The sequence below is a fragment of the Pseudorhodobacter sp. E13 genome (assembly GCF_003991405.1).
Taxonomy (GTDB): Bacteria; Pseudomonadota; Alphaproteobacteria; order Rhodobacterales; family Rhodobacteraceae; genus Pseudorhodobacter.
This window is the reverse complement of the sequence record NZ_RPEN01000159.1, coordinates 431900-446816: the sequence shown is the minus strand read 5'-3', so window position 1 is coordinate 446816 and position 14917 is coordinate 431900. Positions and strand designations below refer to the sequence as shown.

Below are 14917 nucleotides of genomic sequence, written 5' to 3'. Positions count from 1 at the left end.
AAACGGGCAGCGCAAGTCGTAAGGGGCCGCAAATGCAGATTAATATTGAGTTTGAGCGCCCGGATGAGGGCCCCGCCTCTGGTCCGGTGACGGTGGGATGGTTTCTGACCAAGGACAAAGGGTCCATTCTGTTTGACCCGCCAGAGCGGTTGACGGTGCGCCAAACCAACAAGACCCACGCGAAATCGGCCAGCCGTTGCCCGGCGGTGATCCAGATGGAAAGCCGCTATTTTGTGGTGAAATGCCCGTTTGACATGCATATCGGCTTTGGCCGGGATGAAAAGGGCAAGCCGCATCTGATCAATCGGGCCGGAAACGCCTCGCCGATCCGGGCCAGCAAGCTGTCAGAGGCGCTGGTGCTGGTGAATGAGGCAGAGTGGCGCTTTCCCGACCGCCCGACGGTGCAGTTGATCTTGCCCTATTGCTTCATCGCGGATGAAACCGTTTATCTGACCCAGCTTGGCACCTTTGCACATTACCGCCCCGACCCGCTGCCCGGCACCATCTTTGGCGGGCGCTTTCCGGTGAACCTGTGGCCGCGCGGGTTGATGTGGGCGTTTGAATGGCACGATACCAGTAAAGACCTGATCCTGCGCCGGGGCGAGCCGCTGTTTTATTGCCAGTTTGAGGCGAACAGCCCCGACCGCCCGGTGCAATTGGTCGAGGCAGAGCGCACCCCGGCACTGGAAGAATACATGGAAAAGATCGCCGGGGCGGTGAACTATGTGAACCAGACCTTCAGCCTGTTCAAAGCGGCGGAATCAGTGCGCCCCGCCAAACTGCTGACCCCGAAAAAGCGGGAATGACGCTGGCCCAAAGCCCCCCTTGACACTGCGGTGATTTCACCCGATGTGCTGCGCTCTGTCGCCGCCTGATTTCGGGCGGCGCGTGCTTTTTTCATTGGTGCATGATGACTCCGATCCTGTGTTCGTCAGGCGATCTGTTGGCAGATCGTCGCGTTGGGTATGCTGATATGCTGGCCGCCTCTGGCGATCTGGCCGCCGCCGCCGATCTGATGGCCGATGCCTTGGCGCTGGTGCCGGGCTGGGCCGCAGGCTGGTTCCATCTGGGGGAATTGGCCGAGGCGGCAGGGCGCGACACGGCGGCGCAGGATGCCTTTGCGCAGGCCTTGGCGCTGGACCCGGCAGATCGTCTGGGGGCAACGCTGCGGCTTGACCTGTTGCGCAAGGTGCCCTTGACCGAAGGTATGCCTGCTGCCTTTGTGGCGGCCCTGTTTGACCAATACGCGCCGGATTTCGATGCCAGTCTGGTGGATCGGCTGAATTACCGGGTGCCACAGAAACTGGCCGCCGCCTTGCCCGACCGCCCGTTTGACGCGGTGTTGGACCTTGGCTGTGGCACCGGATTGATGGGGGCGGAACTGCGCGGGCGGGCCGCGCATCTGACCGGCTGGGATATTTCCGAAGGCATGTTGGCCGAAGCGCAGGCGAAAGGCATTTATGACGCGCTGGCCTGCCATGACCTGAACACGCTGGCCCCCGCGCAGGGGCGCTATGATCTGATCGTCGCGGCAGATGTGTTCATGTATCTGGGTGCCTTGGAAACGGTGATAAGCTGGGCCGTGCAAGCCCTGCGCCCCGGTGGCGTGCTGGCCTATTCCTGCGAGAGCCATGACGGGCCAGAGCCCATTTTGCTGCGCCCGTCGCGCCGCTATGCGCATAGTGTTGGCTATCTGACAGATTTGCTGCAAGCCGCAGGCGTGCCGGGTGGGGTTGTCAGCCCCATCGCCCTGCGCCGGGACCGGGGTGAGGATGTTGCAGGCGTGATGGTGGTGGCGCAGGTCAACCACACATTGCGCGACCGCAGCGGCGAGGCGGAATGCGAACTGGCCTGAGCGGCCTTAGCGCAGGATCTGCCGTTCCGCTGCGCGCACCAGCCCTTTGACCAAGGCTTGATGCCCGATGCTTTGCGCGGCGGGCATGGTCACACCGATGCGTAGGGGCACCGGCAGGCCGGGGGCAAAGAATTCCACCGCCGCTTCAAAGTGGCGGCGGGCGGCATCATAGACGACATAGGCAATTCTGGTGGCTGTGGTGGCCATGCGCGAACCCTTTCCAATCAAACCGCCGAATGCTCGGCCCGGTGATTTAACAACGTAGAAATGAAGATTTGGTTTCCACTTTTTTAGGGGATTGGCCTTCACAAATGCTTGAAAGCTTTGGGGTGCATCCCCAGATTTACCCTGAGGCCCGAAGATGGGATGTGCCGCAACAGGGCATTCCACACAGCGGGAGCTTAACAGAAAAGGAGAATGCCGATGAACCTTGAGAAGTTCACGGAACGGTCGCGCGGTTTCTTGCAAGCCGCCCAAACCATCGCGCTGCGTGAAAATCACCAACGCCTTGCCCCCGAACATTTGCTGAAAGCCTTGATGGATGATGATCAGGGCATGTCGGCCAATCTGATCCGCCGCGCGGGCGGTGACCCGGCGCTGGTGACCCAGGCGCTTGATCTGGCCATGGGCAAGATGTCTAAAGTGTCGGGCGATGCACAGCCCTATATGGACCCCGCCACCGCGCGGGTGCTGGATGAGGCCGAAAAGGTCGCCAAGAAAGCCGGTGACAGTTTCGTCCCGGTGGAGCGGATTCTGGTCGCGCTGGCGATGACGAACACCAATGCCAAGGATGCTTTGGCTGCGGGCAACGTGAATGCCCAAAGCCTCAATGCCGCGATCAATGACATTCGCAAAGGCCGCACCGCCGATAGCGCCAGCGCCGAAGATACGTTCGAGGCACTGTCGAAATACGCCCGCGACCTGACCGAGGCCGCCGAGCAGGGCAAGATTGACCCGATTATCGGCCGCGATGAGGAAATTCGCCGCGCGATGCAGGTGCTTTCGCGCCGGACGAAAAACAACCCGGTGCTGATCGGGGAACCCGGTGTCGGTAAAACCGCGATTGCCGAAGGGCTTGCCCTGCGCATCGTGGATGGCGATGTGCCGGAATCCCTGCGCAACAAAAAGCTGATGGCGCTGGATATGGGCGCGCTGATTGCGGGTGCGAAATATCGGGGTGAGTTTGAGGAACGTCTGAAAGCCATCCTCAAGGAAATTGAGGCCGCCAGCGGTGAAATCATCCTGTTCATCGACGAGATGCACACGCTGGTCGGCGCTGGTAAAGGCGACGGCGCGATGGATGCTGCCAACCTGATCAAACCGGCTTTGGCGCGGGGCGAATTGCACTGCATCGGGGCCACCACCTTGGATGAATACCGCAAATATGTGGAAAAAGATGCCGCCCTTGCCCGCCGCTTCCAGCCTGTGATGGTCGAGGAACCGACGGTGGAGGATACGATCTCTATCCTGCGCGGGATCAAGGAAAAATATGAGTTGCACCACGGCGTGCGGATCAGCGACTCGGCATTGGTTGCGGCGGCCACGCTCAGCCATCGCTATATCACCGATCGCTTCCTGCCCGATAAGGCCATCGACCTTGTGGACGAAGCCGCCAGCCGTTTGCGGATGGAGGTCGACAGCAAGCCCGAAGAACTGGACCAGTTGGACCGTCAGATCCTTCAGCTGCAGATCGAAGCCGAGGCGTTGAAGAAAGAAGATGACGCGGCGTCGAAGGATCGTCTGGAAAAGCTGGAAAAGGAACTGGCCGACCTGATGGAGCGGTCCGACAGCATGACGGCGCAATGGCAGGCCGAACGCGACAAGTTGGAATCGGGGCGCGCGCTGAAGGAAAAGCTGGACCGCGCCCGCGCCGATCTGGATGCCGCCAAGCGCGAGGGCAATCTGGCCAAAGCCGGAGAGCTTTCCTATGGCATCATCCCGCAGCTTGAACGGCAGCTTGCCGAAAGCGAAGGTCTGGAATCGGATGCGCTGGTGTCCGAGGCCGTGCGGCCCGAACAGATCGCCGAGGTGGTGGAACGCTGGACCGGTATTCCCACGACCAAGATGCTTGAAGGGGAACGCGAAAAGCTGCTCAAGATGGAAGAGGAACTGGGCAAGCGCGTGATCGGGCAGCGGCAGGCGCTGAAAGCGGTGGCCAATTCGGTGCGTCGTGCGCGGGCCGGGCTGAATGATGAAAACCGGCCTCTGGGCTCTTTCCTGTTCCTTGGGCCAACCGGCGTGGGGAAAACCGAACTGACCAAAGCGGTCGCTGAATATCTGTTCGACGATGATCAGGCGATGGTGCGGATCGACATGAGCGAATTCATGGAGAAACACGCCGTCAGCCGGTTGATCGGCGCGCCTCCGGGCTATGTCGGTTATGACGAAGGCGGGGTGCTGACCGAAGCCGTGCGCCGCCGCCCCTATCAGGTGGTGCTGTTCGACGAGGTGGAAAAGGCGCATCCGGATGTGTTCAACGTGCTGCTGCAAGTGCTGGATGATGGTGTGCTGACCGATGGTCAGGGCCGCACCGTGGACTTCAAGCAAACGCTGATCATCCTCACGTCCAACCTTGGGGCGGTGGCCCTTAGCCAGCTTCCCGATGGCGCCGATCCGGCCCCGGCACGGGCACAGGTGATGGAAGCGGTGCGGGCGCATTTCCGCCCCGAATTCCTGAACCGTCTGGATGAGACGATCATCTTCGACCGTCTGGCACGCGAGGATATGGCAGGCATCGTGACCATTCAGCTCAAGCGGCTGGAGCGTCGCCTTGCAAGCCGCAAGATTACGCTGGAACTGGATGCGGATGCGCTGCAATGGCTGGCCGATGAAGGCTATGACCCGGTGTTCGGCGCGCGCCCGTTGAAACGTGTGATCCAGCGCAGCCTGCAAGATCCGCTGGCCGAGATGATCTTGGCCGGTGACGTGATGGACGGCAGCACGATTGCAGTGTCGGCCAGCGCCGATGGCCTGCTGATCGGCGATCGCGTCAGTGCTTCGCAGCGTCCCAAACCGCATGTTGCCGTTGTGCATTGAAATTGAAGGGGGCAGGGCCTGAAAACCCTGCCCCTTTCATCTATTCAAAAATATCCCGGGGGTGTTTGCATTGCCGGCAATGCAAACGAGGGGGCAGCGCCCCCTCTCCCGCAGCGGATCGTCTTAGCCCGCCTTCAGGGCATCGGCAAATTCGTGGTTTTTGTCACGATGGCCTGCCTCATCGGCCCGCACTGCGATGATGACATCGCGCAAGCGGGCATCGGCCCCAAGCGACCAATAATCAATGGCAAGCTGTGGCGCGGGCACGTTTTCGATCACCCCGGCATCTACCTTTTCCAGATATTGCGTGTAGCTGATCACGGCTTCTTCCTCCAGATACCCCACGACCCGATGCGCAACGCGCGGGGCGAACAGATACAGCAGGAAATACAGGTTGAAGAACACCCCTTGCCCCATCAGGATCAAAAAGCGTTCAAAGCGGCTGGGTTCAGCGATCTTGATGAAGGTCATCAGATGCATCCGCTCATTCTCGGCCTCGTCCAGCAATTCGCGAATCCAGCCCTGATCGTCACGGATATGGCGCAGGGCGCGCAGATGTTGCAGCAAACCACCCACCATCCCCGGCACTGCGGCCACGGTTTCCAGCACCACGGCGCGGTGGCCGTAGCGGCTGGAAAAGAAGGCATCCGCAAAAACCCGCATGAATTTTACCACGCCCAAGGCGATCCGGTCGCGCCGGTCCTGCGGTTGGCGATGCGCGGTCAGGTCAATCCTGCCTGTGGGCCTGCCTGCGGGGTGGGTGGGCTGTGTCTGTGCTGTGTTCAGCATGGCTTTTCTCCTTTTGACAGGAGATTTGCGCGCCGGGGGGGGCTGCCGCAAGGCCACTGCGTCAGCTTGCCCCTGCGCGAATGCGCGCAGCCTTATTCCGCCGCCATCGGTTTGCCCTGCGCCGCACCTGTAATCTGGGCGATGACGCCCGAGATCAGCGCCTGAAACGCAGCGAAATCGGCGCGGGGTTCAACGCGGGCCTCATCCAGATAGAGCGCGCGGTCAATCTCGATCTGCACCACATGCTGGCCGCGTGACGGGCGGCCATAGGCCTGCGTGATATAGGCCCCGGCAAAAGGTGTGTTGCGCGCAACCCGCAAGCCGGCATCGACAAAGGCCGCTTCGATGCGGCCCACCACATCGCCGCTGGCCGATGCCCCGAAACGATCACCCAGAACCACATCCGGGCTTGGGCTGCCGGGGCGGGCATGGGTTTCAATCGCCTCATGCGGCATGGAATGGCAATCCACCAGCACGGCCCGGCCGAATCGTTCGGTGGTTTCAAACATCAGGTTGCGCAATTGCTTGTGATAGGGGTGCCAGAACCCGTTGACGCGGGCCAAGGCCTCCTCCCGGTCCAGCCGCCCGCCATAGATATGTCGCCCGCCTGACACCACGCGCGGCACAACGCCCAAGCCGGAATTGATGCGCGGATTATGGTGCAGACGCGGCACGCCGTCGATCAGCGCCGGGTCCAGCTCATCCGCGGCGCGGTTCAGGTCCAGAAAGGCGCGCGGCGCGCGGGCGGCCAGCAAAGGCGCCCCAAAACCAGGGGCATCGGCGAACAACAGGTCGACATAGGCATCCTCGGAGGAGCGCAGGGTCACGTCGTCCAAGCGGCTTTGGTCGCGAAAGGCCTGCGGATAGGCCCGCCCGCTGTGCGGGGACGAGAATACAAAGGGCGCGGTTTGCACATCGGGACGAAAAAGATCAAACGTTTCGGTCAAATCACAGACTCCTTCTTGCCAAGAGGTATAGCCCGCAATCGCCATTTGCCAAAACCTCAAAGCGCCGCGTGATAAAACAAAACCACTTGAACCCCGGCGCGACTCCTTTTATAGCGCTGCCAACCGACGCGGTTCCGCCCGCGTCCTTTTCTTTGGTAACTTGGGTCCAAAGCAAAGACATGGCGGAATCGCTGCGGGCATGTGGGCGGTTAGCTCAGCGGTAGAGCACTACGTTGACATCGTAGTGGCCACTGGTTCGATCCCAGTACCGCCCACCATCTTGCCACCTTTTTGGTTGCAGGTTCACCGCCCCCGCTGTAGGTGGAGGCACCAAGTTTTAATCGGCGCACGCGCGCCGCGATAAGGAGAAGACCCATGAAGGTCAAGAACTCGCTCCGCTCGCTGAAGTTGCGTCACCGCGACTGCCAGGTCGTGCGCCGCAAGGGCCGCGTCTATGTGATCAACAAGACGCAGAAGCGCTACAAAGCGCGTCAGGGCTAAGCCAGCCCGATATTTGCACCTTGCCGTGCAAAAAATCTAAAAAGCCGTCGCTGGATAACAGCGGCGGCTTTTTCTTAGGGGAAACAGGGGTGTAGTCTTTGTGCCCTTGCGCTTGAAGGGCTGCGCCCTGCGACACAAGGGCCTGCTTTTGTTGCATCGGTTGCAAGAAGGCCTGGATTAACTTATCGGTAATGCCAAATAGGGTAGCCATGGCCACGTTACCCTTGTCAAAACCGGCCATCACTACAGGGAAGACATCTCGTCCATGAACATCCAGAATTTGCGTGATGCCACGCTCATGCCCGTGCCTGACCACCAGCGTTCAGCGCGTGAGTGGCTGCAAGTGCTTGCCAAATACCGTGATCCGGACCCGACGCGCAGCACGTTTGAATTGCTGGTGACGCTGGTTCCCTTCCTTATGATCTGGGTGGCTGCGATCTGGGTTTTGCCCTACAGCGGGCTTGTCGCCTTTGCTTTGGCTGCGGTGAACGGCCTGTTTCTGGTGCGGCTGTTCTGCATCCAGCATGATTGCGGGCATGCGTCATTCTACGCCAACCGGCAGGTCAGTGATTGGGTCGGGCGTTGTCTGGGCGTGTTGACGCTGACGCCCTATCACGTCTGGCGCCGCCAGCATGCGATCCATCATTCCGCCTCGGGCAATCTTGATATGCGCGGTATTGGCGATGTCACCACCCTGACGGTGGATGAATATCTGGCCCGTTCGCGCTTTGGTCGCTTCATGTATCGGCTTTATCGCAGCCCGGTGACGCTGTTCCTGATTGGTCCGGCCTATATCTTTCTGGTGCAGAACCGGATTCCCTATGGGTTGATGAAATCCGGCGCGTCGTTCTGGATTTCGGCGATGGGCACCAATGCGGCCCTGATCGCCGGGGTTGCGGCGCTGGTTTACTTCGGCGGCTGGGCCCCTTTGTTGCTGGTGATCCTGCCGACATGGATCGTTGCTGCCTCGACCGGGGTGTGGCTGTTCTATGTGCAGCACCAGTTTGAGGATACGCATTGGCGCAAGGCGGATGAATGGCAGTTGCACGAGGCCGCGCTGGAAGGGTCATCGCATTATGTGCTGCCCAAGCCCTTGCAATGGCTGTCTGCGAATATCGGTATTCACCATGTTCATCACCTTTACAGCCGCATCCCGTTTTATCGGCTGACCGAGGTGATCAAGGATCATCCCATTCTGGCGGAAAGCCAGCGCATGACGATCCGCGAAAGCATCGCCTGCGCGCGCCTGCATCTGTGGGATGAAAGCCAGAAGAAGCTGTTGTCCTTCCGCCGCGCGCATGCGCTGTATCTGGCGGCCTGAAGGGTCGGCCTGCCTTGCCCCGGCAGCGGGGCAGGGCGCTGGTCAGCGCGCCATGCCGTGATATTCGGGGTTTGGCTGCATCTCGGTCGCGGCGGCAAGCCGGTTTGACATGTTGTAAAACGATGTCACCGCCGAAATATCCCAGATGTCACGATCCGAAAATCCCGCCATGCGCAGGGATTGGCGATCTGCCTCGACCATATCTTTGGGCGTATTGGTCAGTTTGACCGCAAAGCCCAGCATCGCCTTTTGCCGCGCGTCCAACGGGGCCGCCCGCCAGTTCTGCGCAACCACCTCGGCCAGCGCCGGGTCTGCCGAAAGCTGCCGCAGCGCCGCGCCATGGGCTGTCAGGCAATAGACGCAGCGATTTTCGGCCGAGACAGCAACGGCGATCATCTCGCGCTCCATCTTGGACAGACCGGATGGGGCCAGCATCAGATCGTTATACATTTCCATGAAGGCGCGCAGTTTGGCCTGATCGAAGCTATAGGCTTGCAGCACATTGGGAATAAGCCCCAGCTTTTCGGTGCATTTGGCGAAATAGGCGGCAATATCATCGTCCAGCGGGTCTGCGGGGGGCAGGTTCAGGGCAGTTGTATCGGTCACAATAAACATCCTTCCAACGGGTTGCACCTTTCTGGGGGATTGCCCAGCATCACGCAACCCATAGGAGGGAGCGATGCATCCAAACCCCGTCTTTCGAACCACGAGCGCGGCCGACGCCTTGGCCATCGCGCGCGGGCGCGGCTTTGGCACCTTGTCGGTGAACGGGGCAGCGGGGCCTTTGGCGGCGCATATTCCTTTTGAGATGCAGGAGGGCGCGGCCTATTTGCATCTGGCGCGGTCCAACGCCATTGCGCGGGCCACGCTGCCCGCGCCAGCGCTTTTGGCGGTTCTGGGGCCGGATGCCTATATCTCGCCCGATTGGTATGGTGCTGCGGATCAGGTCCCGACGTGGAATTACGTCGCTGTGCATCTGCGCGGGGTGTTGGAGCCGTTGCCGCCAGAGGCGCTGCGCCCGCATCTGGAACGCATGAGCGCGCAGATGGAGGCGCGCCTGGCCCCAAAGCAGCCCTGGACGATTGGCAAGATGAGCGCGGAGGCCTTGATGCGGATGGAGCGGATGATCCTGCCGTTCCGCTTTGTGATCGAGGCGGTGGAAAGCACGGCCAAGCTGGGCCAGAACAAGACAGCCGATCAACGGGCCGGGGCGGTTGCGGGCCTGCGCGAAGCGGCGTTCGGGATGGAGGCCCAGCAGATCGCGCGGTTGATGGACGGGCTGTGAATGGGATTTACTCTGCCCTCTCGCGGCCCTACCATACCAGTCGCGCGTCGGGTCGTCGCCGCCCCCTGCGCCGCTGCTGCGGCAAGGCAGCGAGATTGATGGCGCGGTTTGGCATAGGGTCGCGCGCGGCCCGGTTTGTTGGTTTGTGTGGCCCCGGTGGAATTTAGGTATTTAGGCCAAGATGAAGCAGCGGGTTGCGCTGCCTGAAAAAGGAAGATGACGATGCGGCTTTATTGTTCCCACACCTCGCCCTATGCGCGCAAGGTTCTGGTTCTGCTGGCAGAGGCGGGGAAATCCGATCTGGTGGAAATGGTGCCGGCCAGTGGCACACCGCTTGATCCGGGGACGACGCCTTTGGCGCAGAATCCTTTGGGCAAGATCCCGACGCTGGAGCGTGCCGATGGGCCCGCGTTGTATGACAGCCGGGTTATTACCCGTTATCTGGATGATCACTTCAAGGCCGGGTTCTATCCGCAAGGCGCGCGCCTGTGGGAGACTTTGACGCTGGAGGCGACGGCGGACGGGATTCTGGATGCGGCGATCCTGATGGTATACGAGCAACGCGTGCGCCCCGAGGAGAACCGCTTTCCGGCCTGGGTTGAAGGGCAATGGGGCAAGATTGCCCGCGCGCTGGACGCGATTGAAGCGCGCTGGATGAGCCATCTGCAAGGGCCGTTGGATATGGGGCAAATCGCGGTTAGTTGCGCTTTGGGCTATCTCGATTTCCGCCATGACGACCGCGACTGGCGCGCGGGGCGCCCGGCGCTGGCGGCATGGGAGGCCGGGTTTGCCGCGCGCGACAGCATGAAGGCCACGGTGCCGCCCGCATAGGGCGCGGCGGCGCAAGCTTATGTTACCATTGTCAAATTTCCTTTTGGTCTGGTCGATTGTGGCTTTGAACACCACAACGCCGGGGCCGAATGTGGTGAACACCATCGCGACCGCGATGTCGGCGGGGCGGCGCGCAGGTCTGGGCGCGGCGATGGGTGTGGCGATTGGGGTCGCGCTGTGGTGCCTTGCCTCCAGCCTTGGGTTTGCCGCGATCTTTTCGGCCTATCCGCTGGCCGAGCGGATCATGGCTGTGGTGGCGGCGGCGCTGATGAGCTGGCTGGCGCTGCGGGCGCTGCGCTTTGCGTGGCGCAATTACCGCGAAGCGCAGCGCGGATTGCCGCAGGCCCCGGCGGTGTTGTCTTATGGGGCGGCACTGGTGCGGGCAGTGATGATCAGTGCCACCAACCCCAAGGTTCTGACGACATGGTTGTCGATTGCGACCTTGTTTCCGGTGGCGCGGGCCGGGGCGGCGGATGTGGCTTTGCTGGCCGGAGTGTCGGCGCTTATCGGGCTGTTTTTCCACAGCACTTACGCCACGCTGTTTTCCACCGGGCCGATGGTGCGATTCTATTTGCGCGCGGGTTGGGTGATTTATCTGATCTCGGGCGTGTTTTTCGCGGTCTTGGCGGCGGGCATGATTTCGCGGCTTGTCTGGGGTTGATTCTGCGGATTTTGGCGACCTGCGTCGATTTGCACGCATTTTCACAGGCTCGCCGTTGCATTTCAGTCGCGCAACACCCACATGCGCCGCTTTGTCCGCTGGACGTGGGCCGCATCCATCGCTAAATACCCCGCTTGTAAGGCTGCGCATCACACGTGGCCCGGTCATGACATGGGCCGTATCATGCGGCCTTCGGAAGGGAGAATTCTCGTGTCCCACGCAGACGAACACGCAGGCACCCGCAGGGATTTCCTGTATTACGCCACCGCAGGCGCAGGTGCTGTAGCCACCGGGGCTGCCGTTTGGCCGCTCGCCAATCAGATGAACCCATCGGCAGATGTGCAGGCCTTGTCCTCGATCTTCGTTGATATCTCGGCGGTTGAGCCGGGAACCCAGCTGACGGTGAAATATCTGGGCAAGCCGGTTTTCATTCGCCGCCGCACGCCCGAGGAAATCGAGGCTGCGCGCGCTGTTCCTGCCGAGGAGCTGGCGATCGACAAGCTGTCGCAGAACCCCAACAAGCCGGCAACCGATGCGTCTGACCAGAACCGCACGATGGACGAGGCGGGCGAATGGCTGGTGATGATCGGTGTTTGCACCCATTTGGGTTGCGTGCCGATTGGTGACGGCGCGGGTGAGTTTGGCGGCTGGTTCTGCCCTTGCCACGGGTCGCACTATGATACGGCGGGCCGCATCCGCAAAGGCCCCGCCCCGCAGAACCTGCATATCCCGGTGGCTGAATTCACCGACGAATCAACTCTCAAGCTCGGGTAAGGACATATCATGGCCGGAATTCCGCACGACCATTACGAGCCCAAAACGGGCGCAGAAAAGTGGCTTCACAAGCGCCTGCCGATTGTGGGCCTGCTGTATGACACGCTGATGATCCCCACGCCCAAGAACCTGAACTGGATGTGGATCTGGGGTATCGTTCTGACCTTCTGTCTGGTGCTGCAAATCGCCACCGGCATCGTCTTGGCGATGCATTACACGCCGCATGTCGATCTGGCCTTTGCCAGCGTTGAACACATTATGCGCAACGTGAATGGCGGGCATATGCTGCGTTATCTGCACGCAAACGGTGCGTCGCTGTTCTTTATCGCTGTGTATCTGCATATTTTCCGCGGCCTTTACTACGGCTCTTACAAAGCCCCGCGCGAGATTACGTGGATCATCGGCATGCTGATCTATCTGGCGATGATGGGCACAGCGTTCATGGGTTACGTTCTGCCATGGGGGCAAATGTCCTTCTGGGGGGCGACTGTGATCACCGGCCTGTTCGGCGCTATTCCGGGCATTGGCGAGTCGATCCAGACTTGGCTGTTGGGCGGCCCTGCCGTGGATAACGCCACGCTGAACCGCTTCTTCTCGTTGCACTATCTGCTGCCCTTCGTGATTGCGGCCTTGGTTGCCATTCACATCTGGGCCTTCCATTCGACCGGCAACAACAATCCCACCGGTGTTGAAGTGCGCCGCACCTCGAAGGCCGAAGCCGAGAAAGATACTTTGCCCTTCTGGCCCTACTTCGTGATCAAGGACCTGTTTGCGCTGGCCGTGATCCTGGTGGTGTTCTTTGCGGTTGTGGGCTTCATGCCGAACTATCTGGGCCACCCCGACAACTATATCGAGGCGAACCCGCTGGCGACGCCTGCGCATATTGTGCCGGAATGGTATTTCTTGCCCTTCTACGCCATTTTGCGTGCCTTCACCGCAGATGTCTGGGTTGTGCAGCTGACCAGCTTTGTCACCTTCGGGATCGTCGATGCCAAGTTCTTTGGCGTGTTGGCGATGTTTGGGGCGATTGCTGTCATGGCGTTGGCGCCCTGGCTGGATACCTCGTCGGTGCGTTCGGGTCGCTATCGCCCGATGTTCAAGATGTGGTTCCTGCTGCTGTGCATCGACTTCATGGTGCTGATGTGGGTTGGCGCGCGCCCGGCAGAGTTCCCTTATGACTGGATTTCGCTGATCGCTTCGGCCTACTGGTTCGCCTATTTCCTCGTGATCTTGCCGCTGCTTGGCGTGATCGAAAAGCCGCAGGCAGCCCCTGCGACCATCGAGGAAGACTTCAAATCGCATTATGCCGATCCGAATCCGGCCGAGTGAGGACAAAGGAACTGATGATTATGTTTCGTAAAATCGCAATCAGCGCCGTTTCCGCCCTCGTTCTTGGGGCCGGTTCGGCAATGGCAGCCGGGTCTGAAGGCCATGTCCATGACACGGCGTTCAGCTTTGAAGGGCCGTTTGGCACCTATGATGAGCACCAGCTTCAGCGCGGGCTTCAGGTCTACACCGAGGTTTGCTCGGCCTGTCATGGGTTGAAATTCGTGCCGATCCGCAGCTTGTCGGATGAAGGTGGCCCGCATCTGCCGGAAGATCAGGTGCGCGCCTATGCCGCCCAGTTCGATATCTTTGATGCCGAATTGGACGACACGCGTCCGCGCAAGCCCACAGATCACTTCCCGGAGTCAGGCTTGTCCAACGCCCCTGACCTGAGCTTGATGGCCAAGGCCCGCGCCGGGTTCCACGGCCCTGCGGGCACGGGGATCAGCCAGTTGGTCAATGGTATTGGTGGCCCCGAATATATCGTCTCGGTCCTGACCGGTTACACCGGTGAGGAGAAAGAAGAAGCCGGGACAACCTTCTACGGTAACACCGCGTTCCCCGGTGGCTGGATCGCCATGGCCCCGCCGCTGTCGGATGGTCTGGTGGAATATCAGGATGGTCATGACAACAGCCTGCACCACCTGTCCGAAGACGTGACCGCCTTCCTGATGTGGACGGCTGAACCGAAAATGATGGCGCGCAAGCAAGCAGGCTTTACCGCTGTAATCTTCCTGACGGTTCTGTCGGTTCTGCTGTATCTGACCAACAAGCGTATCTGGGCGGCTGTCAAAGGCCCCAAGAAAAAGCACGCTTGATCTGATCCAACGCGATCCAAAGGCCCCGCCCGTAACGGTGGGGCCTTTTTCCTATTTGACCAAGGCCACGCCCCTATGCCGCTTTCCTGCCACGCCTTTGTTGCTGCCAGCCTTGATGGCTTTATCGCCCGCCCGGATGGCGGGTTGGATTGGTTGGAACCTTTCAACGCCGCCGAGGAAGATCACGGCTATGACGCGTTTATCGCGCGGATGGATGGCATCATCATGGGCCGTGGCACCTATGAAACCGTGCTGGGTTTTGGCCATTGGCCTTACCGCCTGCCCGTGATTGTCCTCAGCCAAAGCCTGACGGTGGATGATATCCCTGACAGCCTTGCCGATCATGTCGCCATCACCGATATGGACCCGGCGGAGCTGCATGCCGCTTTGGCCGAGGAAGGCTGGCAAAGCGCCTATGTCGATGGTGGACAGGTGATCCAGTCCTTTATCAACGCAGGCCTGCTGACCGATATCACACTGACGCGCGTGCCGCTGCTTTTGGGCCAAGGCCGCCCGCTGTTTGGCCCTGTGGCGGGCGACGTGGCGTTGACCTTGCTGGAAAGCCGCAGCTTTCCTTCGGGCATCGTTTCCTCTCGCTACGCGATTGCGCGGCCATAGCCCCTTGCCTCTGCCACGATAGACGCTAAATTGCTGCTTACCTCGGGGGGCCCTGTGTGGGGCTGAGATCTGGCAAAAGCCAAAGACCCGTTGAACCTGAACCGGTTAGGACCGGCGGAGGGAAGGTGCATGGAATAATCCATCCCGACTTTTTG

Annotated in this window: 17 protein-coding genes, 1 tRNA gene and 1 riboswitch; of the genes, 13 read left to right on the top strand and 5 right to left on the bottom strand. The window is 60.6% G+C overall.

Annotated elements, in window-relative coordinates:
* The first annotated feature begins 32 nt into the window (after positions 1-32).
* Together EGN72_RS18300 and EGN72_RS18295 are read left to right on the top strand one after the other, a co-directional pair.
* Positions 33-806 (top strand): hypothetical protein, encoded by a 774-nt coding sequence (locus EGN72_RS18300; RefSeq protein ID WP_127050246.1) that lies wholly within the window; start codon positions 33-35, stop codon positions 804-806.
* Positions 807-907: 101 nt separating this feature from the next.
* Positions 908-1855: a class I SAM-dependent methyltransferase gene (locus tag EGN72_RS18295; protein ID WP_233587184.1), complete on the top strand. Its 948-nt coding sequence runs from the start codon at positions 908-910 to the stop codon at positions 1853-1855.
* Between the two features lie 6 nt (positions 1856-1861).
* On the opposite strand, the gene EGN72_RS18290 is transcribed toward EGN72_RS18295, so the two are convergent.
* Complete coding sequence (locus EGN72_RS18290) at positions 1862-2062, bottom strand: hypothetical protein (RefSeq protein ID WP_127050242.1); 201 nt, start codon at positions 2060-2062, stop codon at positions 1862-1864.
* Between the two features lie 216 nt (positions 2063-2278).
* On the opposite strand from EGN72_RS18290, the gene clpB reads away from it, so the two are divergent.
* Positions 2279-4891 carry an ATP-dependent chaperone ClpB gene (gene clpB, locus EGN72_RS18285; protein WP_127050240.1) on the top strand — a complete coding sequence of 871 codons (2613 nt, stop codon included), beginning with the start codon at positions 2279-2281 and terminating at the stop codon, positions 4889-4891.
* Positions 4892-5014: 123 nt separating this feature from the next.
* Here clpB and EGN72_RS18280 read toward each other — a convergent pair whose 3' ends face one another.
* Both EGN72_RS18280 and EGN72_RS18275 read right to left on the bottom strand, forming a co-directional pair.
* Positions 5015-5680 carry an alternative oxidase gene (locus tag EGN72_RS18280; protein ID WP_127050238.1) on the bottom strand — a complete coding sequence of 222 codons (666 nt, stop codon included), beginning with the start codon at positions 5678-5680 and terminating at the stop codon, positions 5015-5017.
* Between the two features lie 92 nt (positions 5681-5772).
* Positions 5773-6672: an N-formylglutamate amidohydrolase gene (locus EGN72_RS18275; protein ID WP_127050527.1), complete on the bottom strand. Its 900-nt coding sequence runs from the start codon at positions 6670-6672 to the stop codon at positions 5773-5775.
* A 158-nt stretch (positions 6673-6830) separates the two neighbouring features.
* On the opposite strand from EGN72_RS18275, the gene EGN72_RS18270 reads away from it, so the two are divergent.
* Positions 6831-6905, top strand: a tRNA-Val gene (locus EGN72_RS18270).
* 97 nt (positions 6906-7002) lie between these two features.
* Positions 7003-7128: a type B 50S ribosomal protein L36 gene (gene ykgO, locus EGN72_RS18265; RefSeq protein WP_050521456.1), complete on the top strand. Its 126-nt coding sequence runs from the start codon at positions 7003-7005 to the stop codon at positions 7126-7128.
* Here the strand turns inward: ykgO and EGN72_RS19220 are convergent.
* On the bottom strand, positions 7088-7369 hold the full coding sequence (locus tag EGN72_RS19220; RefSeq protein WP_158623224.1) for a hypothetical protein: 282 nt from the start codon (positions 7367-7369) through the stop codon (positions 7088-7090). The genes ykgO and EGN72_RS19220 overlap by 41 nt on opposite strands.
* 24 nt (positions 7370-7393) lie before the next feature.
* Here EGN72_RS19220 and EGN72_RS18260 point away from each other — a divergent pair, with 24 nt between their 5' ends.
* Entirely contained in the window at positions 7394-8449 is a 1056-nt protein-coding gene (locus EGN72_RS18260) for a fatty acid desaturase (protein WP_233587183.1), read from the top strand.
* Positions 8450-8491: 42 nt separating this feature from the next.
* Here EGN72_RS18260 and EGN72_RS18255 read toward each other — a convergent pair whose 3' ends face one another.
* Positions 8492-9064 (bottom strand): peroxidase-related enzyme, encoded by a 573-nt coding sequence (locus EGN72_RS18255; protein WP_127050236.1) that lies wholly within the window; start codon positions 9062-9064, stop codon positions 8492-8494.
* A gap of 64 nt (positions 9065-9128) precedes the next feature.
* On the opposite strand from EGN72_RS18255, the gene EGN72_RS18250 reads away from it, so the two are divergent.
* The 7 genes from EGN72_RS18250 to EGN72_RS18220 all read left to right on the top strand — a co-directional run bounded on the left by EGN72_RS18250 (position 9129) and on the right by EGN72_RS18220 (position 14762).
* A complete protein-coding gene (locus EGN72_RS18250) occupies positions 9129-9734 on the top strand; it encodes an FMN-binding negative transcriptional regulator (RefSeq protein ID WP_127050234.1) in 606 nt (201 codons plus the stop codon).
* A 222-nt stretch (positions 9735-9956) separates the two neighbouring features.
* Positions 9957-10565 carry a glutathione S-transferase gene (locus tag EGN72_RS18245; RefSeq protein ID WP_127050232.1) on the top strand — a complete coding sequence of 203 codons (609 nt, stop codon included), beginning with the start codon at positions 9957-9959 and terminating at the stop codon, positions 10563-10565.
* A gap of 19 nt (positions 10566-10584) precedes the next feature.
* Positions 10585-11226 (top strand): LysE family translocator, encoded by a 642-nt coding sequence (locus tag EGN72_RS18240; RefSeq protein WP_127050230.1) that lies wholly within the window; start codon positions 10585-10587, stop codon positions 11224-11226.
* 210 nt (positions 11227-11436) lie between these two features.
* The gene (gene petA, locus EGN72_RS18235; RefSeq protein ID WP_127050228.1) at positions 11437-12000 is read left to right on the top strand and encodes a ubiquinol-cytochrome c reductase iron-sulfur subunit; all 564 of its coding nucleotides are present in this window, start codon (positions 11437-11439) and stop codon (positions 11998-12000) included.
* Positions 12001-12009: 9 nt separating this feature from the next.
* Complete coding sequence (petB, locus tag EGN72_RS18230; RefSeq protein WP_127050226.1) at positions 12010-13329, top strand: cytochrome b; 1320 nt, start codon at positions 12010-12012, stop codon at positions 13327-13329.
* A gap of 20 nt (positions 13330-13349) precedes the next feature.
* Complete coding sequence (locus EGN72_RS18225; protein ID WP_127050224.1) at positions 13350-14144, top strand: cytochrome c1; 795 nt, start codon at positions 13350-13352, stop codon at positions 14142-14144.
* A 75-nt stretch (positions 14145-14219) separates the two neighbouring features.
* Positions 14220-14762 (top strand): dihydrofolate reductase family protein, encoded by a 543-nt coding sequence (locus tag EGN72_RS18220; RefSeq protein WP_127050222.1) that lies wholly within the window; start codon positions 14220-14222, stop codon positions 14760-14762.
* A 33-nt stretch (positions 14763-14795) separates the two neighbouring features.
* Positions 14796-14902, top strand: a riboswitch (TPP riboswitch).
* Positions 14903-14917 lie beyond the last annotated feature (15 nt).